24 protein-coding genes and 2 pseudogenes are annotated in these 23,509 nt (G+C 41.0%); 8 read left to right on the top strand and 18 right to left on the bottom strand.

Annotated elements, in window-relative coordinates; translation table 11 throughout:
* The first annotated feature begins 72 nt into the window (after positions 1 to 72).
* Both QFZ73_RS14950 and QFZ73_RS14945 read left to right on the top strand, forming a co-directional pair.
* Positions 73 to 501, top strand: a complete 429-nt coding sequence (locus QFZ73_RS14950) for an SRPBCC family protein (protein ID WP_251432496.1) — start codon at positions 73 to 75, stop codon at positions 499 to 501.
* Entirely contained in the window at positions 502 to 873 is a 372-nt protein-coding gene (locus QFZ73_RS14945; protein WP_251432498.1) for an ArsR/SmtB family transcription factor, read from the top strand.
* 42 nt (positions 874 to 915) lie between these two features.
* Here QFZ73_RS14945 and QFZ73_RS14940 read toward each other — a convergent pair whose 3' ends face one another.
* From QFZ73_RS14940 to QFZ73_RS14915, 6 genes are all read right to left on the bottom strand, one after another.
* The gene (locus QFZ73_RS14940) at positions 916 to 3,765 is read right to left on the bottom strand and encodes a YhgE/Pip domain-containing protein (RefSeq protein WP_307272799.1); all 2,850 of its coding nucleotides are present in this window, start codon (positions 3,763 to 3,765) and stop codon (positions 916 to 918) included.
* A 2-nt stretch (positions 3,766 to 3,767) separates the two neighbouring features.
* A complete protein-coding gene (locus QFZ73_RS14935; RefSeq protein WP_307267513.1) occupies positions 3,768 to 4,274 on the bottom strand; it encodes an RrF2 family transcriptional regulator in 507 nt (168 codons plus the stop codon).
* Between the two features lie 175 nt (positions 4,275 to 4,449).
* On the bottom strand, positions 4,450 to 4,812 hold the full coding sequence (locus QFZ73_RS14930) for a thioredoxin family protein (RefSeq protein ID WP_373459009.1): 363 nt from the start codon (positions 4,810 to 4,812) through the stop codon (positions 4,450 to 4,452).
* Between the two features lie 216 nt (positions 4,813 to 5,028).
* Positions 5,029 to 5,424, bottom strand: coding sequence for a VOC family protein (locus QFZ73_RS14925; RefSeq protein ID WP_251432515.1), 396 nt, complete (start codon positions 5,422 to 5,424; stop codon positions 5,029 to 5,031).
* Positions 5,425 to 5,470: 46 nt separating this feature from the next.
* Positions 5,471 to 6,748 carry a family 8 glycosyl hydrolase gene (locus QFZ73_RS14920; RefSeq protein ID WP_307267507.1) on the bottom strand — a complete coding sequence of 426 codons (1,278 nt, stop codon included), beginning with the start codon at positions 6,746 to 6,748 and terminating at the stop codon, positions 5,471 to 5,473.
* A 363-nt stretch (positions 6,749 to 7,111) separates the two neighbouring features.
* On the bottom strand, positions 7,112 to 7,816 hold the full coding sequence (locus QFZ73_RS14915; RefSeq protein ID WP_307267503.1) for a VOC family protein: 705 nt from the start codon (positions 7,814 to 7,816) through the stop codon (positions 7,112 to 7,114).
* A 232-nt stretch (positions 7,817 to 8,048) separates the two neighbouring features.
* Here QFZ73_RS14915 and QFZ73_RS14910 point away from each other — a divergent pair.
* Positions 8,049 to 9,396, top strand: a pseudogene (locus tag QFZ73_RS14910) (IS3 family transposase).
* A gap of 129 nt (positions 9,397 to 9,525) precedes the next feature.
* Here the strand turns inward: QFZ73_RS14910 and QFZ73_RS14905 are convergent.
* Together QFZ73_RS14905 and QFZ73_RS14900 are read right to left on the bottom strand one after the other, a co-directional pair.
* Positions 9,526 to 10,176, bottom strand: coding sequence for a pentapeptide repeat-containing protein (locus QFZ73_RS14905; protein WP_307267496.1), 651 nt, complete (start codon positions 10,174 to 10,176; stop codon positions 9,526 to 9,528).
* A 292-nt stretch (positions 10,177 to 10,468) separates the two neighbouring features.
* Positions 10,469 to 10,945, bottom strand: coding sequence for a YjdJ family protein (locus QFZ73_RS14900; RefSeq protein WP_251434385.1), 477 nt, complete (start codon positions 10,943 to 10,945; stop codon positions 10,469 to 10,471).
* A gap of 129 nt (positions 10,946 to 11,074) precedes the next feature.
* On the opposite strand from QFZ73_RS14900, the gene QFZ73_RS14895 reads away from it, so the two are divergent.
* A complete protein-coding gene (locus QFZ73_RS14895) occupies positions 11,075 to 11,719 on the top strand; it encodes a DUF6944 family repetitive protein (RefSeq protein ID WP_307267491.1) in 645 nt (214 codons plus the stop codon).
* Here the strand turns inward: QFZ73_RS14895 and QFZ73_RS14890 are convergent.
* A pseudogene (locus tag QFZ73_RS14890) lies at positions 11,720 to 12,021 on the bottom strand (VOC family protein).
* A 240-nt stretch (positions 12,022 to 12,261) separates the two neighbouring features.
* Between QFZ73_RS14890 and QFZ73_RS14885 the strand changes: the two are divergent.
* Positions 12,262 to 12,681, top strand: coding sequence for a MarR family winged helix-turn-helix transcriptional regulator (locus QFZ73_RS14885; protein ID WP_251434408.1), 420 nt, complete (start codon positions 12,262 to 12,264; stop codon positions 12,679 to 12,681).
* Positions 12,682 to 12,693: 12 nt separating this feature from the next.
* A complete protein-coding gene (locus QFZ73_RS14880; RefSeq protein WP_307267488.1) occupies positions 12,694 to 13,893 on the top strand; it encodes an MFS transporter in 1,200 nt (399 codons plus the stop codon).
* 68 nt (positions 13,894 to 13,961) lie between these two features.
* Here the strand turns inward: QFZ73_RS14880 and QFZ73_RS14875 are convergent, their stop codons facing one another.
* The 9 genes from QFZ73_RS14875 to QFZ73_RS14835 all read right to left on the bottom strand — a co-directional run bounded on the left by QFZ73_RS14875 (position 13,962) and on the right by QFZ73_RS14835 (position 21,502).
* Positions 13,962 to 15,167 (bottom strand): hypothetical protein, encoded by a 1,206-nt coding sequence (locus QFZ73_RS14875; RefSeq protein ID WP_307267484.1) that lies wholly within the window; start codon positions 15,165 to 15,167, stop codon positions 13,962 to 13,964.
* 25 nt (positions 15,168 to 15,192) lie between these two features.
* Positions 15,193 to 16,023, bottom strand: a complete 831-nt coding sequence (locus tag QFZ73_RS14870; protein ID WP_307267480.1) for a hypothetical protein — start codon at positions 16,021 to 16,023, stop codon at positions 15,193 to 15,195.
* On the bottom strand, positions 16,020 to 16,706 hold the full coding sequence (locus tag QFZ73_RS14865) for an ABC transporter ATP-binding protein (RefSeq protein WP_307267477.1): 687 nt from the start codon (positions 16,704 to 16,706) through the stop codon (positions 16,020 to 16,022). The genes QFZ73_RS14870 and QFZ73_RS14865 overlap by 4 nt, the downstream gene beginning before the upstream one ends.
* On the bottom strand, positions 16,703 to 17,083 hold the full coding sequence (locus QFZ73_RS14860) for a GntR family transcriptional regulator (protein ID WP_251434367.1): 381 nt from the start codon (positions 17,081 to 17,083) through the stop codon (positions 16,703 to 16,705). Before QFZ73_RS14860 ends, QFZ73_RS14865 begins: the two co-directional genes overlap by 4 nt.
* Before the next feature lie 185 nt (positions 17,084 to 17,268).
* Positions 17,269 to 18,024: an AAA family ATPase gene (locus QFZ73_RS14855; RefSeq protein ID WP_307267474.1), complete on the bottom strand. Its 756-nt coding sequence runs from the start codon at positions 18,022 to 18,024 to the stop codon at positions 17,269 to 17,271.
* Positions 18,025 to 18,315: 291 nt separating this feature from the next.
* Positions 18,316 to 18,756, bottom strand: a complete 441-nt coding sequence (locus tag QFZ73_RS14850) for a DUF4937 domain-containing protein (RefSeq protein ID WP_307267471.1) — start codon at positions 18,754 to 18,756, stop codon at positions 18,316 to 18,318.
* Entirely contained in the window at positions 18,743 to 19,282 is a 540-nt protein-coding gene (locus QFZ73_RS14845; RefSeq protein ID WP_251434355.1) for a GrpB family protein, read from the bottom strand. The genes QFZ73_RS14850 and QFZ73_RS14845 overlap by 14 nt, the downstream gene beginning before the upstream one ends.
* Positions 19,283 to 19,426: 144 nt before the next feature.
* On the bottom strand, positions 19,427 to 20,452 hold the full coding sequence (locus QFZ73_RS14840; RefSeq protein WP_307267464.1) for a 2-keto-3-deoxygluconate permease: 1,026 nt from the start codon (positions 20,450 to 20,452) through the stop codon (positions 19,427 to 19,429).
* Between the two features lie 84 nt (positions 20,453 to 20,536).
* Positions 20,537 to 21,502 carry a sugar kinase gene (locus tag QFZ73_RS14835; protein ID WP_307267461.1) on the bottom strand — a complete coding sequence of 322 codons (966 nt, stop codon included), beginning with the start codon at positions 21,500 to 21,502 and terminating at the stop codon, positions 20,537 to 20,539.
* Between the two features lie 312 nt (positions 21,503 to 21,814).
* On the opposite strand from QFZ73_RS14835, the gene kduI reads away from it, so the two are divergent.
* Both kduI and kduD read left to right on the top strand, forming a co-directional pair.
* Positions 21,815 to 22,645, top strand: a complete 831-nt coding sequence (gene kduI / locus QFZ73_RS14830) for a 5-dehydro-4-deoxy-D-glucuronate isomerase (RefSeq protein ID WP_307272791.1) — start codon at positions 21,815 to 21,817, stop codon at positions 22,643 to 22,645.
* Between the two features lie 46 nt (positions 22,646 to 22,691).
* The gene (kduD, locus tag QFZ73_RS14825; protein ID WP_307267459.1) at positions 22,692 to 23,468 is read left to right on the top strand and encodes a 2-dehydro-3-deoxy-D-gluconate 5-dehydrogenase KduD; all 777 of its coding nucleotides are present in this window, start codon (positions 22,692 to 22,694) and stop codon (positions 23,466 to 23,468) included.
* Positions 23,469 to 23,509: the final 41 nt, after the last annotated feature.

Genomic DNA, 23,509 nt, shown 5'->3' with positions numbered 1-23,509 from the left:
CCAAAAGGTTTTATATAATCAACAAAGCGAAACCAATTGGTTTCATATCTTTAATTAAAAAGGAGAATCAGTATGGAAAATCAGCATACATTACAGGATATCAAGAAGACGGTCATTCTTGAAGCACCTATCCAAAAAGTTTGGGATACAGTTTCGACTGCCGAGGGCATAGCTGCATGGTTCATGCCAAATGATTTTCAACCGAAAGTGGGACATGAGTTCCATGTGCAATCACCTTTTGGTCCATCTCCTTGTAAGGTAATGGAGTTAGATGCTCCTCATCTGCTTTCATTCAGTTGGGATACGGACGGTTGGTTCATTTCGTTCATTTTAAAAGAACTGGATGGCAAAACGGAGTTCACCCTTATTCATGGTGGTTGGAAAGAGCCCGAAACGATTCTTCCGAAACCGAACGAAAAAAGCTCAGTCATTCGCGATAGAATGGATCACGGCTGGGAACAGATCGTTAATCAAAAACTTAAAAAGGCTGTTGAGGGCTAAGTGTCTGCAGCAGAAAAGCATGATGTATTTCAGGCTATCGCCGACCCAACCCGCAGAAAGGTCCTGCAATTGCTTGCTGAAGGGGATTTACCCATTTCAGAAATCACTTCTCACTTTTCCATGAGCCGTACAGCGATTGCCAAGCATCTTCATATCCTTTCTGAAGCTGAATTGGTCAGTGGCCGGAAGGTAGGAAGAGAGAAACGCTTTCGGCTTCAGCCAGAACCTTTAGCGGAATTGAAACAGTGGCTTTCTTTTTACGATCAATTTTGGGATAACAAACTATCCATCCTTAAACATGTGATTGAAAGTTCAGGGGAAAATGGATTGAAAGTCATCGAAAAAGAAAAGGACACGGATGAACCATCATAAGAAAACCCCCGGCGCATTGCACCGGGGGTTTTCTTCATTAATTTATGCATCCAGCTCAACATTGTGTACTTTGCGCTTCCTGATGACCATCGTTAGCAATAGCAGTAGATTAAAGACAATGATGCATCCAGTAAGGAACACTATACTCGTTGTCAATGCATCCGCTCCAAGACTCGTACTCATCGCCTGACGGAAGCCCATGACGGAGTATGTCATTGGTATGAACGGGTGAACATGACTGAAGAAGTTATTGGTCAGTTCCACTGGGAACATCCCTCCGCTTGCACCTAGCTGTAATACAAGGAATACCATCGCCAATAAACGACCTGGATTTCCAAATCCTACGGTCAAGAAGGTTACGATGAACATGAAGGTAAGGGAAGTCAGTATGGAAACCCCAATGAATTGCCCCATGTTCTCGACCTGTAAATCCATTCCCCAAATCATGATTGCATCCAACACTAATGCTGAAAGCGTCGCTTGGATAAATAGGACCGTGAATTTACTGAACCACCATGCCAATCCTGATGTAGGCCTTGTTGAAGGCAAGCCTGTCGGGAATCCCATATTGAAGGCAATAGCTCCTACAAATAACCCAAGAGACAATACATAGGGAGCCAGTGCATGACCATAATTCGGCACGTCACTGCTTTTTTGTTCTTTAACCTGAGTCGGCTCAGCAATCATGCTGTAATTATCATCGGTTGTTTTATTTTCACTTATTTCTTCTGCACCATCACTGAGTTTTTCCGAAAGCTCGACCGTTCCATCTTTAAGTGAGGAAATTCCATCACCCAATTTACCGGAACCTTCAGCAAGTGCCGATGAGCCTTCATTGATCTTACCTGCGCCATCAGCAAGCTGGATGACTCCATTGCTTAAAGTGGGCAGATTGCTTGCCAATTGTTCAGTGCCTTTAACAAGTGCTGATGAGCCCTCGTTCAAGGCAGCTGAGTTGGCATTCAGTTGATTGGCCCCATTAGCAAGTTTGTTTGCGCCTTCGCCAACTTGGCTAACACCGAATGCATACTTCTCAAGACCATTCCCAAAGGAGGATGACCCTGCTTGAAGTTGTGAAACTCCATCAACCAACTGACCAGATCCCTCAGTTAGTTTTGAAAGGCCATTATTTAACGAGGAGCCGCCTTGTGCTAACTGGTTGATCCCCTTCACTAATTCTGGTGTCCGTTCATTTAAACTTTGTGTTGCCGCCGTTAATTGATTGCTGCCTTCAACAGCTTCATTCAAGCCGCCATTTAATTGGGTTGCACCAGGAATCAATTGTTCTTCCAGTGCGTTCCTTATTGCCGTATATCCGTTTAATGCTGAAACGGCGTTTGGATTGACCTTATTCACTGCATTATTTAAATTGGCCACTTGTTCTGGAAGCTGGCCTAATCCATTCAATATTGGCATCACTTTATCCGTTAATTGTGTCGATAAGTCGGATACACTTGCAGCAAGAGTCGATGCAAGATGTTTTTGTGCTTCCGCCTGGTTTTGAAGTTCATTTTGAATGGCTCCGATTAATTCGGATTGTTGTTCACTGGTCATGCTTTTGAACGCTTCCGTGTTTTGAACGGCATTGATTGTACTTTGCCCATTATTCGCAATCGTTGATTGAAGTTCCGTTAAAGCCGCTTGGCTATTCTTAAGATCTTGAGTAATGCCTGATACGGTACCGGACGTGCTGCTTCCTGCGGGAACCGCTTCTTGCAATTGATTTACCCCGCTTTGAATACTAGTCAGTCCTTGCTTAAGTTGACTCAGCTGTTCTTCTGCGGGCAATTGGCCATCCATTTTTTTCAGGCCGTCATTTAACGCCTGGCTTCCTTCTGCCAATTTATTGATTCCCTCATTCAAACTCTGCTGACCTGCTGCCAATTTTGGAATCCCTGTCGATTGGTCCGTCAGCTGGCTTGCATTTTGTGATAATTGATTCAACCCATCATTCAAATTCGCACTGCCTGTTTGCGCTTGTGCCAAACCGGTATTTAAACTTTGGGCTCCTGGAACCACTTTGGCCAGCCCAGTGGAAAGTTGGGAAGAACCTTGTATAAGTGCTTCACTATTATTAGTTAATTTCCCTGTGCCTGATGCGAGTTCGTCCGCTCCCTTTTGCAACTGACCTACACCGGAAGTGTATTGTGAAATTCCCTTATTTAATTCCGACGCGCCACTTTCAAGCTTATTTGCTCCTTCCAAAAACTCGCCGACGCCAATTTGAAGTTTATTCGCTCCATCTTTAAAGGTTAATGTGCTGGAAGCTAATTTATTCAGGTTTTCTGTCACTTCTTTGTTTCCATCATGCAGTTTTTCAGCACCGTCATCCAGTTTTGATGCCCCATCTGCTGCATCGCCGAATCCTTCTCCGATTTCATCCAGTTGGGAGAAGATTGCTTCCGCATATTCTTTTGTGACACTTTCGCCAATTTCCGTTTTCAAATTATTCGTTGCCTGTTTTCCGACCGTTTCAGAAACGAAACTGCGTCCAGGATTCACGTCATACGTTAAATTCATTTTTTTTGGCTTATCATCCATGACAGTAGAAGCATTTTTTGAAAAGTCTTCCGGAATGGTAACGACCATATAATATGTACCATCATCGAATCCTTTTTTCGCTGCTTTCTCCGTTACGAAATGCCATTCTAAATCATCATTGTCCTTTAATTGCTCGATTAGCTCATTACCGACTGTTAAGGTTTTCCCTTCATATTCCGCCTTCACATCCTTATTCACGACCGCAACAGGCAATTTACCTGTATTCCCGTATGGATTCCAAGCAGAACTAAGGAATAACCCCCCATATATAATCGGGACGAACAGTAAAACGATTGCGACACCGACCAGTTTTCGATTTGTAAGGAAAAGCTTCCATTCTTGTTTAAGCATGTTCACTTCTTTTCACCTTTCTTTTCACGCAGTACTTCACTCAATGACGTCGAATTCCAATTAAGAGTCGGTATGTCCGTGGTGCCAAAGCTTTCTTTAAGCAAATCAGCCACCGTTCGGCTGGAAAAGAAACCCACTAAAAGTTCGTCCGCCCGAGAAAACATCCGACGAAGGACGTCCATCCCCTTCTCTGCATACTCTCCATCTTTAAACGCTTTTTCTATAAGTCCTGTATCGGGAAACATCGAAATGGGGCCTTCCATCGCCTCAATAATTTCAAGGTTTTTAATCTTATCTACACTTTTGGCAAGAGTAAGGCCGCCATTATTACCAGGAACTGAAGTGATTATCTGCTTAACGACTAATTTCCTTATGATTTTTTTCAAATAAGAAGGAGACACTTCTAATCGCCTGCTGATCTCATTTGACGAAAGCGGTACATTTTTATCCTGGGTAGAGAGTATAACAATGATGCATATAGCTTGCTCGACCCCTTTTGTAAATTGCAAATCAGTTCACCTCTTCCAGTATCTATGTGGATGTTCAATATCCATAATGGATATTCAGTATCTATAATTAAAACCCGTTTCATCTTAGAAATCAAGTTATTTCTAGAAAAAATTTCTAAAAAAAGGTGAACCCCGCATTACAGGACAATGCGGGGTTCACCTTTGCCGGGATCTTTTATAGGTCTTTTAGAAATTCATTGACCGCTTCTGGAGTTTTAGCATTTGCACTGTGCAGGTGTGCAACCTTTTCTCCATTTTTAAATACTAATAATGATGGAATTCCCATTACCGTTTGCTCTTCAGAAATCTCTGGGAACTCGTCACGATCGATTGTAAACCACTGTTTGTCTTGATGTTCTTGAGTGATCTCATCGATGAACATGTCTAAACGTTTGCAGTCCGGACACCATGTAGTCGTAAAAAGCCCGACCGTCAGTCCCTCTTGGTTGATTTGTTCACGGTATTCTTGTTCAGTATTGATATTTTTCATGATCGTCTCCTCCGGGCTTTTCTTATCATCATACTTTAATCCATGAATTAATGTACTCAAGGATTAATATATAATTAATTCCTTCCCAGTACAAACGGTTTATCCTGGATCTATCAAACTCTTGCCCGATTTATGTACTTTTTCTATGCTTCGGGGAAAGCCTCACAAAGTCTTCTTTAAAAATCATGGTTTAGGGTGAGCACTTCCGAATCTCCTTTAGTCAACAAACTAAAAAGCCACTATCCAGTGGCCTTTTCACTTCATTCATATCGGGAGGTTGAGTTGCCAGGAAACACCAAATTTGTCAGATACCCAACCGAACTTCTTACTAAAGGAATAATCACCCAATGGCATCAGCACTTGCCCGCCATCAGTTAAGCTCGAATAAAGCCTTTCAATTTCCTCTTCACTATCACATGTTAGGAATATTGAAAACGAAGGTGTAAACGTAAATTGATGCTTAACATAGCTATCGATGCACATAAATTCCTGATCCTTCAAGGTAAAGGTAGCCTGCATGACACTTCCCTCTGTCCCCGCTTCATTTGCACCATACCGGATCATGCTGGTTATTTTCGATCCTTCAATTAAAGATGTATAATAATCCATTGCTTCCTCCGCATTTCCTTCGAACATCAAGAAAGGTGTGACCTTCATCATTCTCATCAAACTCCTTTTCATCTTTAATTAAGTTTCTTGCATTGAATCATGGCGCCCACCAGTTACCTGAAACCACGATCATCGTCTGTAATTTTATCGTATTGGCAAAATAATCATCATCATCTTGTTCCCGTATCGTCCGATTCCATAACCGATTAATCCATTGCTGATTGGAGGAATCAACCATGGCACTCACCATGAATGGAGCAACGAAGCTTGTACTATTCCCTTCTTCCACGGTTTTTCCGCTTAGCGTATAACCGGATTGGATATTTTCAGGGTTGCCATCCGTTTCCGCTTTAATCCAATCATTCATCCGCTTTAATTGCGGAAGCGCCCTTTCATCACCAGTTAATAAGTAATCGAGCGTAAAGCGCCAAGGGGTCCTGCTGCTGTTCCAGCTATAATGGCCGTCATTCTCCCCTTCTAAAAAATCAGCTTGTGCCGGCTGATATTCTCCCTTGGATTGTATAATGAAGTCCGGCATTAGACCTGTATTGTTGCTTTCCTCCTCATAAATTGAATGAATGACCGCATAGGCCTTATCCGTTACATCTTTCCATTCATCATTCCCAGTTACCGTCCCAAATGACTTAAAATGATTGAGAAGAAGGTCAGATGAACGAGTCGATTGTCCGTATACGTCATCTTGATCTTCCGCCCAGTCCCCTAGCTTAACCAGGGACTGCGACCGATTTATCTCATTCGACATGATCGCATCCAAGATGTCCCTTGCACTGGCAAGATAGTCGATTTCCCCTTCACTTCCCCACTGGCGATCGGCCAATAATAACGAATAAGCGATATCCATATCGCCATCAGTTGCTGAATCGGCATCCCCTGGCGTATTGATGATTTTACCCGATTTATCCTTTACTTGCTGCCACGCCATTAATGAAAGGTCATTATCACTTCGATGCGCTTTATAAAAACGATAAAGCCCATCGAAGTACTGCTTGTCCTGTCTGCCTGCCATGATTGCCGTTATCATCATCCCATAACCATGCGCTTCAGAAACGGTCACTGCGTTCTTCGGATCTGCATAACCTTTATCATTGTAAAAAATATAATATTGATCATTTTCATCGGCAGGCTGCTTAAGATATTCATTTTTCCAGGTTTCATAAAAATTCGCTACGGCAGCATCCATCTCCTCCTGTGAAAGATCGTCAGGTTTTATCGTACCCGCTTGATAGACTGTATGCTGTGGAAATGCCCTTTTACCGGCGTTCTCTTTCTTTTTGGTTTGGGAAACCAATGCCATCGAGGCAATCATCCCGAATATGATTATGCCCATCGCTATCAATAAACTTCTTTTTTTCATGGCTTTGCTCCTTGGGTTATGGTGCAGTATTCACTTCTTTTTTATGTTCGGCTAGGAACATTTCAATGGTGTTATTAAATTCTTTTAGACTGCTAAACTTGCTTTATCCTTTTGCCAAAATTACAATTTATTCAAAATCAAAACATAGCCTAGCCTTATTTAAAGAAAGTGATATTTAATTTACTCCTAATAATTAATACTGATATTAAGAGTAACAAGTTTATAATCATAAAACTCGAATCAGTAATGAGATTAAAGTAATATCTTAATCCGAATAAGATCATTATACTTATAATAACGATTGTCAAAAAAATAAAGTTCTTCAACCAATCACGCCTTTCATCATTCCAAATTCCGGACTTATCAATCTTTCCCCTTGGTTATTTTCAGCTTTTTCAATTCCATTAACCCTTCGCCATCCAATGAAATAGCTAGTTGCTGATTTATGACTAGCGAAAGGGGAAAGATTTCCGACTCTTTATCCGAGAAAATCCAACGCCGTTTCCTTGGACCTAAAAGTAAAAACGAACCTGCTTCATGTTCCCCCATGAAATTCAATCCATCTTCCCTTATCGCTTCACCCTTCCTTACAGGTACACCATTATTGATCAATTGATTTCCCAAAACGGTGACTTCATCTGTCGTAATGTTTATTTCACTAATGCACAGGACGTTTTGAGCTGAAAAAGACTTAGCCTCGGATTCGGGTGATACGGAATATCTCGATATGAACCCGACAATGTTGCCTGAAGGGTCTAAAAAATAAAAAGAATGTGCGTCTGAAAAGCTAAAATAAACTTCGTCATCATCATCTTCTCTAGTCAATTCCACTTTTGATTTGGCCCATGCTTTTGCCGAAGTAAATAAATTGGTCGGTATGTTCATGGCAAAATGATAAAAAGGCTTTCCTTTGTGATGATATTTTTTAATTTCAAGCACACTTTCCCCAGCCTTAATTTCAAAACCATCATCAGTTTGCGATAGTAAATCAAATCCTAACACATCAACATAAAAACTCCGCATTTCATTCCATGCATGACTATACAAAGTGACCTTATTGATAATCAACGTTCAATCCCCCTTATTCCGATACACCTAACAAATATTGTAAAGTAATCCTGAATTTGTGCAAACATTCCGTACTCTTCAAAATCTATATATTTCTATTCACGCTACCTATTTTTACCACAAATAACTAATGAATTATCTCTTAACTATGAAAGCCAAATCAAAAAGGACCGCCAAATTGAACTTCACCCCAATTGTTAGACAACATCTAACAATTGGAGGTGCAGTTTTTTTGACTAAATATACGATAGACGAAAAATCAAATGCAGTTTTAGAGTACTTAGAAGGGAAAAAATCCTATAAATCCATTGCTCAAGAAAGAAATGTAGGTTTATCCCCTCTGAAAAGATGGGTCGCTCGCTATCTAAAACATGGGATGGAGGGACTTGTTTCATCCTATACAAATTACACTTTGCCCTTTAAACTAGAAGTACTTAAAAATATGAACGAATATGGGGCATCGATCAACGAGACCGCTGTACACTATAACCTTCCTTCCGATTCTACACTTTTGAATTGGGCAAATCAGTTTCAGGAAGGAGGTATAGACGCCCTTAAACCAAAGAAAAAGGGGCGTCTATCCATGAAAAAAGAAACTAAGAAAAAATCGCCAGCTAATGGCTCTCAAGAAGCACTTCTTGCCGAATTAGAATACTTACGTGCAGAGAATGCCTATCTAAAAAAGTTGAATGCCTTAGTTCAAGAAAAGGAAGCCTTACAAAGAAAGAAAAAGGAAAGTAGTCCATGAACTAAGGAAACAATTTGATTTAAATCTGCTTCTATCCATTTCTAAAATGGCACGGAGTACGTACTATTATTGGGTAAACGCCTTCGGGCGTGAGGATAAATACACAGAAATTAAATCCCTTATCAAAGAGATATTCCATACGCATAAAGGGCGTTATGGGTATCGGCGTATCACCCTAGAATTACGTAACCGAGGTGCTCGCATCAATCATAAAACAGTTCTCCGATTGATGAATGAACTAGGATTGAAGTCATTAGTTCGCATGAAGAAATACCGTTCGTACAAAGGGAACATCGGCAAGATTGCGCCCAACATTCTAGCACGTGATTTCAAGGCGGCAAAGTCCAATGAAAAATGGGTGACAGACGTCACAGAATTCCATCTAGCTGGGGAGAAACTATACTTATCGGCCATTCTAGACCTGTTTAATGGAGAAATCATCGCCTATAATATCGAATCTCGTCCTGTTTATCCGCTCGTTTCCAAAATGCTGGATAAAGCCTTTGATCGCTTGGAATCGAAAGATTCACCCATTCTCCATTCAGATCAGGGCTGGCATTATCAGATGAAACAATACTCGCATGATTTGAAAAAACATAACATTACACAAAGCATGTCCCGCAAAGGAAATTGTCTCGATAATGCGGTCATTGAAAACTTCTTTGGCTTATTAAAATCCGAATTACTCTATCTTCAAGAATTTGAAAGCATGGAGCATTTCAAACAAGAACTAGAAGAATATATCCATTACTACAATCATCAAAGAATCAAGGTAAAATTAAAAGGCATGAGCCCGGTAGATTACCGGGTTCATGCCCTCAAGGCTGCCTAAGTAAATAAAGTGTCTAACTTTTTGGGTTCACTTCAAATCGGTGGTCCCTCGATTTCTTATAGCTTTATTGAAAGATCTCTCCCCCAGCGCAGTTTACTCTCCATTAGCCATTTTTCACCTTAAAAAGGTTCACTCTTTAATTTTCAGTCCAAGCATAGCTGCAAAGACTATCGCTTGGTCCGGGGAAACTTCGCATCCCTTTAAATCCTCTGGGGAAACGGTAAGCCTTTGAAATGTAGAACTGCTAATATCAATCCCTTTGAGCGGTGTCCGGGAAAAGTTCACTTCATTTAATCTACATGTTTCGAACTTCACTTTGATGAATTTACACTCATAATAATCAGCACTTTCCAATGAGCAATGATTGAACTTCACTTGCTTTAAACTCGAATAACCAAAGGCACTTAAATTCATATTGCAATTTTCAAAGGAAACATTTCCTAAACTTGCGTCTGACAGGTTAGTGCCTAAAAGTTTGGACTCTTTGAATTCCACCCGATGAATCGATCCACCCATGAAATCGGCATTCGTCAAATCGCAATGATCAAAAATGACATCCGTCAGCTCGATATTCCTGAATGATACATCGCTGAATGTCACATTTTTAAAAACAACCTGTGATAATACGACTTTGTCCATCTTTTCTCTATCGATCGTACAATTGGTTATGATACAGGACTCAAGATAAGGCTCATCTTGATAATATATTTCCTGAAAGTTCGCTTGAGGTAAGTCTTGCAGCGGGATCTTTGGCTGTTCAATTTTGATTTTGCCTGACATATTATCACCTTTTCACTTTATTCTTCAATCACCGGATAACTTTTCCCCAACTGCATCACGCTTTCTATACCGGAAAAAGTACGTCTTGCTTTTAACTGCATATCCCTTTAGTTTTGAACCGATAAAGGCCTACCGCTGGTGATATAGCAACTGGTCTACTCAATTTCGACTTAAAAATAAACTATATTTCAGTGAAGTTCAATCTAAGAATTTCGTGAAAATGACTATTTTTTTTCGTTATTTTGTGTCATCTTCCATCAAAATAAAGCTGCCTCATCGACAGCCTTGTGCTTTAAATTTCAGTATCGAATCCTGTTGGCACCCGGAAATATAGAGCTGCACCTATTATGGACATCATTCCGCCTATCAGAAAAAACGCTTGGAAGATATCCCCTCCAACAGTTGGGGAATTGGATACAAAACCAGTTGAAAGCAGAAAAAGGATACCCAACCCCAACAAGAAAAGAGCCATTTTTTTAATCCTTCTTTTGAACAGGATATATCCCGTAAGTATGATTAAGTACGATGCGGCGAGGACCATAAGAAATGGAAATAGCGGTTTGAATTTTGCGGCATACACGAAATGATCGAAATTCGAAATATCATTTGCATCCAACGCCTGATCATCATTTACTTGTGTGAAATGCGTGGAATACTTCCATTCCCAAGGCCTATCCATAATTTCGCTGCCTTCATACCAGGTACAAAACGTAAAAACCATAAAGAATAGTGCAGCGATAATCATTTGCAAAAAATTGTTAAAAGTCAATATCATCTCCTCCAGCTGCCATTATACCAATAATTGGTTTATTTTTGAATATGCCAGTTAAAGCAATATGTAAACAAACACTATTTCCTGAATAATATAATGTAACCACTTTTAAGGAGCGTTTGAGATATGATCACTCATGGAGAGGATCTCCTTATTTCAGGAGCATGGTTACTTGGCATCGGCACACTTGTAGGGGCAATCGGGCAAACCCGGCAAACTTTAACGAGCACTAATCTCGGAAAAGATCTCGTCCTTAAAGGGAATGGCATTGAAGCCGTTGGAAATTCGCTGCAAGCGATCGGCCGTTCGAAAATGCTGAACCCGGAAAATGAACGTTCGCAAACCTACTTCATATTCGGCAATTGGCTTGAGGCCATTGGCAATACCGCAAATTCAGTTGGAATCGATATGCAGTTGAGTGGTTCAGTGGAGGAGGGGACCAGAACCGATGCAATCGGCAGTGGAATCCAAGGCATGGGTGCCGCTTTTGAAGCATTCGGGGCATCGCTGACTGAGGAGACCATTTCACCTTTTGAGATCAAGGGAAATGGCATCATTGCAGCCGGTTCTTTTTTGGAATCGGTCGGAAATATTTTCATTTTAAATCTAAAAGTACGGATGGGAGAACAAATTCTTTTACTAGGCAGCTGGACCCAAGTTTTCGGTGCATTCATATTGATCGAGGCCTTTTCTCTTGGCCCAGAACCCGAACCTGAGAAAGGGAAAGATGGACATAACGGCCATTATAGCTATGCCAACTATTGCGTATGATTAAGGAGCCACGAGTTCGACCTTCAGCCGATCTCCGAAATATAGAGGATAATGCCCCCTCCCACCGGCAAATGGATGCTTGTCGGCATAAAGGGCGGAACTCCTCTGTCCCTTAGTCAAAAACCTTGTTTCAAGCTTGTACAAAAACAATGTGCATCTCACACAATCTCCAACTCTCCCCGTTTTCCCACTCTTGAAATGGCACAAAGCATCCAAAAAACACCCCCAAAATAAATGGTCCTCTTTAAATTTGAAACATACAGCTCAATATGATGAAGAAATCCCTTTGACACTGTCACCATACCTTTAATATCGCTTTTTGGTGCGTTTTACTCGTGAGTTTGGGCGCTTTACTCGTGAATTCTGCTATTTTACTCGTGAGTTTCGAGCGTTTACTCGTAAATTCTGCCGTTCTCTCTCCCTTATTCTATAAAAATAACACTACAAATCCGAGTGGACAGAATGGATTTGTTTTGTTATTATAGTTACTCAGGGTAACAATTACTCATGGTAACTATATATTAATTGAAGAGGTGTTTCTGATAAAGACTTACCAAAAATTCTTTCAGCAATTATTACTGCTGTACCGACCGTTTGAAAATAATCTTAATATACAGCTGGGCAAACATGATTTACACAGGGCGCAATGGTCCATTTTATATTACTTAACCAATTATGGTTCGGCGACGCTTGTAGAGCTTGCCAATTACCAAAGCGTGGAAAAACCCACGATTACGAGGACCATTGCCCGCTTGGAAGAGTTGAGGTATGTCGAGCATGTGCCAAGCAAAGATAGACGCGAAAAAAGAATGCGGCTTACGGAGCTTGGAAAAAAGGTCTACAGTGAAGTCCGCGTGACAATCGATCAATACGAACAGGATATCTTGAAAGGGATCACTGAAGAGGAACAACTCGCAGCCATACGCATCATGGGCGAAATTAGAAATAACATTATAAAGTAAGGAGATAATAAAATGGAACAATCCAGACCTAGACTGTGGACGAAGGATTTTGTCATCGTTTCTTCCATTAATTTTTTCATAACATTAATCTTTTATTTATTGATGGTGACACTTGCCATTTATGCCGTAAATGAATTGGATGCTTCTACAAGCGAAGCCGGACTCATATCAGGTATTTTCATAATCGGGACGTTAATCGGACGTCTGTTCACTGGCCGTTTCATTGATTCAATCGGCCGCAAGAAAACATTATTCATAGGTTTGATCTTTTTCACTTTGACAACACTTCTTTATTTTGTGGACCTTGGAATTGGCTTCCTGCTTGTTAACCGCCTGATCCATGGTATGGCGATGGGGATGGCAAGTACTGCGACAGGAACGATCGTCGCCCAGATCATCCCGGCAACACGAAAGGGAGAAGGCATCGGCTATTACAGCATGAGCGCAACACTTGCGACGGCAATCGGTCCTTTCATCGGTCTGTATATGGCCCAGCATACAAGCTTCCAAGTGATTTTCAGTTTCTGCCTGGCTTTAGGGGTGATATCCCTGATTACAGCATTCTTCCTTTATGTCCCGGCATTGAAAGTGACGGCCAAAGTTTCGGAAAGCAAAGGATTCAAGCTTTCCAATTTCATTGAACCTAAGGCACTGCCCATCTCGATCATCACTCTGTTATTGGCATTCTGTTATTCCAGCGTCCTTTCTTTCATCAGTTTCTATGCCATCGAAATCGATTTGGTCAATACAGCAAGCTTCTTCTTTGTCGTTTACGCAGTAGCCGTATTGTTATCACGTCCTTTCTCAGGACCGTTAATGGACCGCAAAGGATCGAACTTCATTATGTATCCGGCTTTCATGATTTTCGGAATCGGTTTGCTGCTTCTAAGTATAACAACCAATAGTTTCACTTTACTGGTAGCTGGTTTCCTCATTGGCCTTGGATTCGGTAATATGCAATCAAGCTCGCAGGCGATTGCCGTTAAACTGACACCGCCTCACCGAATGGGGATGGCAACGTCCACCTTCTTTATCATGCTTGATGCAGGACTTGGATTCGGCCCTTATATTCTGGGATTCATCATTCCAGTAACAGGTTACAGCACACTTTATGTCATCCTGGGCGTTGTGGTCATCGCAACCTCCGTCCTTTACTACTTCTTGCACGGCAAGAAGGAACGTTCAGCCAGAACGAACTTAGCTTCCATATAAATGAAAAAGGGATATCCCATTGGGGGATATCCCTTTTTCATTTAAAGATTTTGATAGATAGTAGGTCTTTATTTTACTTCCAAGTCATTGATAAAAAGTCCAAAACTTTTGCTGTTCTTTTTATTTATGACTGTTTCACCTTTATATAAAGTCTTTCCAGTCTTTAAATCAGCAATTAGAAGTTGGATAGGCTTGTAAGTTAAAGAGCCTTGATCCACTTCGTTGCCTAACAGGAAGTACACACGCCCGTTCTTAAAGGCAGCGAAATAGTGTTCCTCTTTATTAACGGCTAAATCCAGCTCCGTATCATTCGTTAACGTTTGACTGCTGAGGTCAAATGTTTTAATGCGATATTTACCTGATTTCATTTCAACTACATAAAGGTTTTTTCCGTCTGCATATCCTGATCTTTCCCTGTCCAGGCTAAGCGATCCTTTTTTAACCGTTTTTAATTTTTCCGTTTCATAATTATAAGATAACAGCTTGCTTTCCTTTAGTTTTTCCTCAAAGCCATCCTCATGGTTTACCCCTTTAATTAACGAAATCAATACCATATTGTTTGGCTGGGAGGGAGCAACATCAGTTGGCATCTCAATATCAACTTGATTAGGGTAAGTAAAGGTTTCAGATACAAGGGTTTTATCGCTCAAGACTTTTTTATTGGCTACATCGATCGTATACAGATGAACCTCTTTTGTCTGCTTCTCATTGTTAACATTCACATCATTCATCGTTAAAACCTGTAGTTTTGAATGGACCAACTGCACATCCCTGACATCAGCATTCATGATTCTCTCTTGATTCGGAAGCTCGATTTGGAAAGAAGTTTCTTCTTCGTCCTTCTTCTCCAGTAAACCGATATCAAACTCCGCTTCCATTTTCCCGTTATTCGTAATTTCGCTATTCACCCAAGCGTAAGCCAGGAAATCATCGTCTTCATATAAAGAACTAATGGAATCCTTGCCACGCATAAATGAACGATGTTCTTTTACTAATCTTTCAATTCGATGATCTTGTCTTCCATTTAAGTTCTCCAAGAAAGACCTTTCGCTTTCGTATGTGGTCCCGTTGGATTCAATCATTAATGATTCAAAAAAAGCATTATTTTCAAGCGAAGCATTTATGAACACCGGATCAAGCTCTTTATCACTGCCTTCCAGTTTCTTGAACGTATACTCTGGAAGGCTGGAAGCGGAGGAAAATTTGACATAATAGGTCCCGATGCTTAAGATGACAACCATTCCAATAATGATGCTGCATAAATAACGTTTCACCTTGTTCACTCCTTTAAAGTTGTTGTTATACGGTAACACGATTTTTCAATAACCAGGCACCAAGCCAAACCGATAGTCCTGTCAAAATGATCCCTAATGCGAGCAGCAGACCAAATAATTCATTAGGGTAAAAATAGAAATCCCCAAACTCCATTACGAAAAATGGAGCTAAAAACAACGCCATAGCGATTCCGCAATATACCAAGCCCATTACGACTCCTTTTATACGGAAACTTCTTTCAAACATGATCGCCGTGAATAATATCGACATGACCATAAGTCCAATGCCATAGGAAAGCAGGAATTGAGTGAACGTGCTTGGAATGATCAATGCCAAAACCTGACTGGCTTTCGTGATGGTGGAAATTGATATTTCATTCAAGAGCTCTTCCGGCACATTTGAATGAAATAGGGCATTCTCCATTGGTAAAATGATGATCTGGAAAGCAATCAACCCTAATACCATCAGGAAGATGGCCGTAGCTTTGGAAAGGTAGATCGATAATCTGGATGTCGGTAACATCAATATGCGATAAATGAATGTATTTTTTCCAAACCAATCACGGTACCAAATAAGGAAAATGTAAAAAATAAGGGCAACCGCACTCAGCGCAATCGGTCCTACAAACAAGAAGGTATTGGCGATATGGGTAAAATCAATGCCTCCATAATTTGCAATATAAGCGGCTTCCGATAGTTTATCATTTGAAATGGTCTCCCTGGCATCTTTAAGAAGACTCTTGGTTACGATGATCACTCCTGCAAATTGCGAAACCAAGGTGATCAACAATAAGCTAAGATAGATTTTACTGAAACGATTGATTTCAAAGTTCACTAATTTTATATATCGCATCATGCTTGATACACCTCTCTCATTACATCGACTACCGATTTTCCTTCCTCTTCCCGCATTTCTTCTGTATTGAACTCCCTGAGCACTGTACCGTTATCCAATAAAATGACCTTGTCGATTAAATGTTCAATATCACCGATTTCATGGGTCGTGATGATGACTCCTCTATCTTCAATTAGGTGGCTCGCAAAGACATCGGCAATTTGCTCGCGGCTAAATATATCGATTCCCGAAAATGGTTCGTCCATCAGTACATAATCCACGTCAAGGGACAGACCAAGCATCAGGTTGAGCTTAGCTGTATTCCCTTTTGACAATTCCGAAATGCGACTCTCCTCTTTAAGTTTGAAAAACCCTAATAATTGGTTAGCTCTTTCCGGATTCCAGGACGTATAGAAATCCGACATGAAAACGATGGCCTGTTTAATGGTCATTTGCGGAAGCATGGTCGGTGCGTCCGGAATGAAGGTGATTTTTTCATAACTTTCCTTTGTCATCTTTTGACCATCGATCATGATTTCACCTTTATATGGCGTCAATCCCATGATTGCTTTGAGTGTAGTCGTTTTACCGACACCATTTATCCCGATCAGGCAAGTGACTTCCCCTTTATTGGCTGTAAATGAAACACTATCCAAGATCTTTTTCCGGCCATAATTCTTGGAGATCTTTTTTACTTCTATCATTTTTCTTCCTCCTCCCCTATTTCTTCCGAGTATTTTTCTTTAACCACACGAAGCAGTTCATCAACTGGTACATTAATCGGACGAATCGCATCGACAAACGTATCGACGGCTGCCAAAATCAATTCCTGCCTCACAGCCTGTAAAATCGTTTCATTCGTCGTGATTTGACTGGGGAAATTTCGTTCAGTATGAATCAAGCCCTGTTCCTCCATTTCTTTATACGCCTTTTGAGCGGTATTCGGATTTATGTTCAGTGTAGCCGCCAGTTCCCTTCGGGAGGGAATTTCCTGTCCAGCCACGAATTTGCCTATGGCTATTTGTTCTTTAAAATGCCTAACGACTTGCAGATATACCGGCTCCCGGGTATTAACGTTCATTAAAAACACCCCCTATTTATTTAGAATTACATGTAGTCACCTGTGTATGTACCAAGTGGTTCATACACCTTATAGATGTACTATACCCGTAATACACCTAAGCTGTCAATAATCAATTTCAACAAAATGAAAGCCCCGAATGCGCAGTGCAGTCGGGGTTTTTTAAAAAAAGAAATGCTAAAATCTCATTCGAATAGATGATGAAGCAGCCGATCCTTATCTTCAAAAAACTGTTTCATTAACAAATAGTGATTGGACTCCTCTAAAGTCACCTCACTCATACCCTCATCTGAAATTTGGAGGATTTTAGCACCCGGGTAGGCCATGATGATCGGGGAATGGGTGGAAATGATGAATTGGGAACCTTGTTTGGCAAGCTCATTTATCCTGGCGAGCATCGATATTTGTCTCAATGGCGACAAAGCAGCTTCAGGCTCATCGAGGATATACAATCCATTGCCTTGAAATCTTTCTATAAAGGCAGAAAAAAACGATTCCCCATGAGATTGCTGGTGAAGTGATTTTCCGCCGAAGGAATCGATGATTTTCGACCCAAACGATGCCTCCCTGTCCAATTCCTCTATATTCGTAGCTAAATTATTAAAGGTTTCCGCCCTAAAGAAAAAATGATCCTTCGGTTTGTACACGCCTTTTTTCAAACGGAGGTATTCGTCCAAATTGGAATGTGAATCATAATTGGAAAAATTGAAATTCAACGTTCCGCCTTCTGGATTGAAGCCATAGGCAATCGCAATACCTTCAAGCAAGGTGGACTTTCCCATTCCATTTTCCCCGATAACATAGGTAACACTGGGATGAAAAGCCACTTCTTGAAGGTGCTTGATAACCGGCAGATCAAGAGGGAAATGGTCATACGAAGATATTCGATCTCTATTCAGGTAGATGCCCCTGATGTACTGTGTATCATAATCCAGTTTCATTTGTTATCACCTTCTGCAGAATATATTTAGAACGCTGATATGTCCTTCTTACATTCCATTAAGACTGCAATCCAAGGCGCCATTAATTAGCCAAATTGATAGATTGATAATGTTTGATTCTAAATGACCGCCCACTTTGGATGCAATTCAATTAAACTTCCTGTAATGTGTTGGATTGAATCTTTCACTCCCGATTCCTTTATCAGCGCGGGCAATTCATTATCCACATACCGTTGATGTGAATATTCATTGTCCCATAATGAGAAGACCAGGTATCTCCCGTATTGCTTTTTACCGAATGCGCCTGACAGCAGGCCCGGTGTCATCCCCCTTTTTCCATACGCTTTTTTGCACCTGCTCAAAATGGGCTTGTTTATCATTTTCAACAGAACAGTCAGCCACTCGAAGTACTTTCCCCTTGCCAAAAAAATCCGTAATGTCTTTTGTTCCTATATGGAATATTTTCTCGTATATATCGACAGAAATATTTGTATATGTACTTCCTTGGTCACTCTTCCCGAATATTTCATCATGCTGATGCTGCATGTAACTTTGATAGGAATGGAAATCTTTCCAAACGGAGAGAATGCCTGCTTCAAAGGGGTCAGTTCTATTCCACCCTCCGATTTGACCCATGAAACCAGCCGAATTACGCAATTCTCCCCATCCCTCTTGTGCTTTTGAAAATGAACGCTTGTTTTCCTCATTCGCTTGGCATTTAATCCACTTCATTAACATGATGATCCCCACGCTTCGCCCAATGTTTCGCTTTTTCGTCAACCTTTTTTATAAAGTCATCTTTTCCGTTTACATATCCTTTTATATCATCTGGAAATTCCGCTGCCAAGCGCTGCTTCAGCCTACTATACTTTTGTGCCTCATCACGGTGTGCCAGCAAATAATCCCGAAAAGCGAGGTGTCTGGCTATTTCTTCATGTCCTTTTTGGAACATGTGAATATGGTGCGTCCTCCCATTCCCGCCTTTACGAAAAAACCGTCGTCCAGCGATTCCGTTCTCCCCCCTGGCATCATACCCTATCTCTTCCATCTCTTTATTAAAATCAGCCACACATTCCACATCTTTTACCACTGCCAAAATATCTATTACTGGCTTGGCATGGATGGCCGGGATGGCCGTACTGCCAATATGGTATAACTTTATCATTTCAGGCCCGAAAATATCCTGTAATCTTTGGCATTCATCATGAAATAGCTTGGACCATTCTTCCTTATGTGGGACGACCTCGACCTTTCTCATGTAAGCCTCCTTGATAGGAATTGGCATTTACATCCCTTTTCACTTTTTCCTTATTTTAACATCAAAGTGCATACATCACAAAAAAAAGCAGCCGGGACAATACCCCCAGTCGCTTTTTGGATAATGCTTACATTTTATTTTGTTTTACTCCGCTTTTTGTATGGAAGTCACATTTGAATCTTTCAAAATAGTTGGTTTCTTGCCTCTTCGCTGCGGAATGCCTCTTTCTTCTTGTTTCTTTGCAACCCACATCGTCAGCATGGGAGTTAGAATCGCAGTTACCAATACACTTGTCGCGATGATCGCCGTTGCCGATTCTGCTACAGGAGCAAATTGCGGGTTTAACTCGGCAATAATGAAAGGGACAGCAACTGCGGCACCCGCTGTTGAAGAAGCGGCGACCCCAGCAACACCATCGGAGCCTGTTACGTAGCGGTCCAGTAGATATAAGACACCGCCGGAAAGGAAGACGACAGCAACACCCATTAAAATACCCATGAAACCGGATTTTAAGATCATGCCAAAATCCAACCCGAATCCTAGAGCTAATGCGAAGAACGGGATAAGGACCGGTACGGCCTGTCCAAAGAAATCCCGGCATTCTTTATCAATGTTACCTACAATCATACCGACTGCAAATGGAATCAACGTGGAGACGATCGTTTGCCATGGAAACGTAGCAAGGCCTCCAATACCGAGGATGATCATCGTGAAGAACGGTCCGCTTTCAATACTGATGAACGGGAATGCTGCTGCATCTTCCGTTCTGCCCAATTTTGTCATGAGTGCGGTATAAAGACCGCCGTTCGTTTCATTAAAAGCTGCTATCAGCACTAAAACCGAAAGACCGGAAAAGAGACCAGTTTGAATCCCATTCTCTGGAAGCAGCAAAGCTGCCCCATATCCTAATAATGCCGCAAACACGACTTTACCGATAAGCAATGTAAATCCTTTTCTAGCAATATACCCTGATTGCTTAACATCTATCGTAGCTCCGACACAAAAGAAAAAGACGGCTAATATCGAAGCGGTACCTGTTAGCATGGCACCTGTAAATCCTCCAAAGAAGGTTGCTGTGTCAGGAAAAATAGTATGTATCAAAGCACCTATGAACAAAGGGACAACCATCATGCCACCGGGGATCTTTTCTATTCCGGCTTTTATTCTCATCACAATCTCTCCACTTCATTATCAAATTTATGATTATTTGTAATTGGAAGTCTAGTTGTGGAGTTAACTGGTTGCTGTTATCGATCATTCAACGTTTGATAGTTTGCTCTGACTTTCAATAAAGTCCTGTAATCTTTTCCGGCTAGGCATACCATCCATATCACCAGGTGACATGACTTGAAGAGCGCCAATCGCATTACCCCGAGTAACGGTTTCCATCGTGGATTTGCCTTCAAGCAAGCCGCTGATCACCCCGACGGCAAAACCATCGCCGGCACCTACTGTATCAACGACTTTATCGGGTACAAAGCCTTTAATATACCCTTCTTCATTCGCATTTTTATAATAGGCTCCCTCTGCTCCAAGCTTGATGACGATCATTTTAACTCCTTTGTTCAAATAAAATTCAGCCACCTCCTCAGGTTTTTTAAGTCCTGTTAATGCTTCCGCTTCAGACATGCCTGGAAGAAAGAAATCACAAATGTAAGCAAGCTGATTAATGCAATCCACCATTTTTTGTTTATCCGGCCATAGGCTAGGCCGTAAGTTCGGGTCAAATGAAACCGTTTTTCCTTGGTTCTTCATAAATTTCATGGCAGCAACTGTAAACTCGTGGCAGCCCTCAGATAACGCGGATGGGATACCTGTTGCGTGCAGATGTTTAGCTTGCCGGAAATATTCTTCTGAGAGGTCGTCAACATTCAGAGTGGAAGCAGCTGAATTTTTTCGGAAATATTCCACTTCTGGGTCTCCGTCAAGCACTTTAGACTTAATTAGCATTCCTGTCGGATGATCACTTGTAAAACGGATACCTGTCGTGTCGACTTTTTCTTTATTCAATTCTCCGATGATGAACTTACCGAAACTGTCGTTGCCAAGTTTCGTCATATAAGCAACATCTAAATCAAGACGCGCCAATCCGCATGCTACGTTTGATTCCGCTCCCGCAATCGCTCGGGAAAAGGATTTAACCTCATGTAAAGGCTCTGCTTCATTTGCATAGAACATGGTCATCGGTTCCCCAAAGGTGATCACATCTAAATCTTTCATTCCTAATTCCTCCTGAAAAAAGGCGTATACCGGTTTAGTAAACCAAAACTCACAAGAAAGCGCTTTCTTTTGAATGAAATCAGATTACCATATAAACCAGTTTTTAACAATACTAATCTTTATATTTTTATTTTGCATAAAAACATAGTATTTATCATATATTTCCTCTTTCATGCTGATTCACCCACTAAAATTTTCTATTATTATTGACTATTTGGAAAATATTATATATATTTTTAATATTGATAACGCTAACATTTTAGAAAATTCCGATAAACCGTTTTACTAAATTAGGAGGTTATTTATATGCATATGGAAAAACGTTATTCCATTCATCCGTCACAGGCCAAGCACTTTGATACAAGTGAAATCCGCAAAAATTTTTTAGTGGAAAATTTATTTCTCGATGATGACGTTTCTTTATGCTATTCCCTTGATGACAGGATCATCATAGGTGGAATCAAACCTGTCTCTAAAGGGGTTAAGCTTGAGGGCCATGATTTCATAAAAGCTGATTATTTTCTTCAACGAAGAGAATTAGGTGTATTTAATATAGGGGGATCAGGGAAGATTTCAGTTGATGGGGAAGTATTCACCCTTCAAAACCGCGATTGTCTCTATATAGGATTAGGCTGTAAAGAGCTGATTTTCACTAGTGATTCAGACACCGATCCCGCCAAATTTTATTTGGCCTCTGCTCCAGCTCATAAAAAATACCCCGTTCAACACGTAGCTTTCAAGGAAGTGCAAGGTAATGAGATGGGGTCGCAGGAAACGGCAAATAAGCGGACGATTCGCAGAATGATTCATGAAAAAGGAATCCAAAGCTGCCAACTGTGCATGGGAATGACTGAATTGGCTCCAGGAAATGTCTGGAACTCCATGCCTCCTCACGTTCATGACCGCAGAGTGGAAGTTTATATGTATTTTGACTTAGCTGAAGATGCCATTTTGTTCCACATGATGGGTGAACCCGATGAAACAAGACATATAGTAATGAAAAATGAACAAGCTGTCATTTCACCTCCGTGGTCCATACATAGTGGTTCTGCTACAAGCAACTACACATTTATTTGGGCAATGGCTGGAGAGAATTATACATATGAAGATATGGATACCTTTTCCATTTCAGAAATGAAGTAACATGCAAAGAGTGGTTATTAATCCATATGGGGATGGAGGAAATTAGATGAGTTTACTGGATTTTTCAATGGACTTTTTCAGTTTAAAAGGTAAAGTTGCCATCGTAACAGGGGGAAATACTGGATTAGGACAAGGATATGCGGTTGCATTAGCAAAAGCAGGTGCAGATGTTTTCATCGTTGCCCATGGTGATAATTGGCAGGAAACAAAGGACTTAATCGAAACGACCGGCCAAAAAGCAGTCTTTTATCAAGCAGAACTTACGAATAAAGAAAGCCTTAAAGGTGTTGTAAAAGGCTGTCTTTATGCATACGGGAAAATCGATATCCTTGTTAATAACGCAGGAACGATTCGCCGAGCCCCTTTATTGGAATATAAAGACGAAGATTGGAATGCTGTAATGGACATCAACCTTAATTCCCTCTATTTTCTTAGTCAGCTAGTTGCCAAAGAAATGGTTGAACAAGGCAGTGGAAAGATCATAAATATCGCTTCCATGCTCACATTCCAAGGAGGCAAGTTCGTTCCGGCATATACAGCTAGTAAACATGGCGTTGCCGGGCTGACTAAAGCATTCGCTAATGAACTAGCGTCTAAAAACATTCAAATAAACGCGATTGCCCCAGGATATATTGAAACGGCCAATACTGCGGCGCTTCGTGCAGATGAGTCAAGGAACAAAGACATTCTTTCAAGGATCCCAGCCGAAAAATGGGGAACACCCTTTGATGTCATGGGAACTGTCGTTTTTCTTGCAAGCAAGGCCTCTGACTATATGAATGGCCATATCCTCGCTGTTGATGGAGGCTGGCTCGTTCGTTAATCCAGATTAGGATTTTCAAATGAATATGTTTAAGGTTAACA

It is taken from the genome of Peribacillus sp. V2I11 (genome assembly GCF_030817135.1).
GTDB lineage: Bacteria > Bacillota > Bacilli > Bacillales > DSM-1321 > Peribacillus > Peribacillus simplex.
This window is presented reverse-complemented; position numbering and strand designations above follow the sequence as displayed.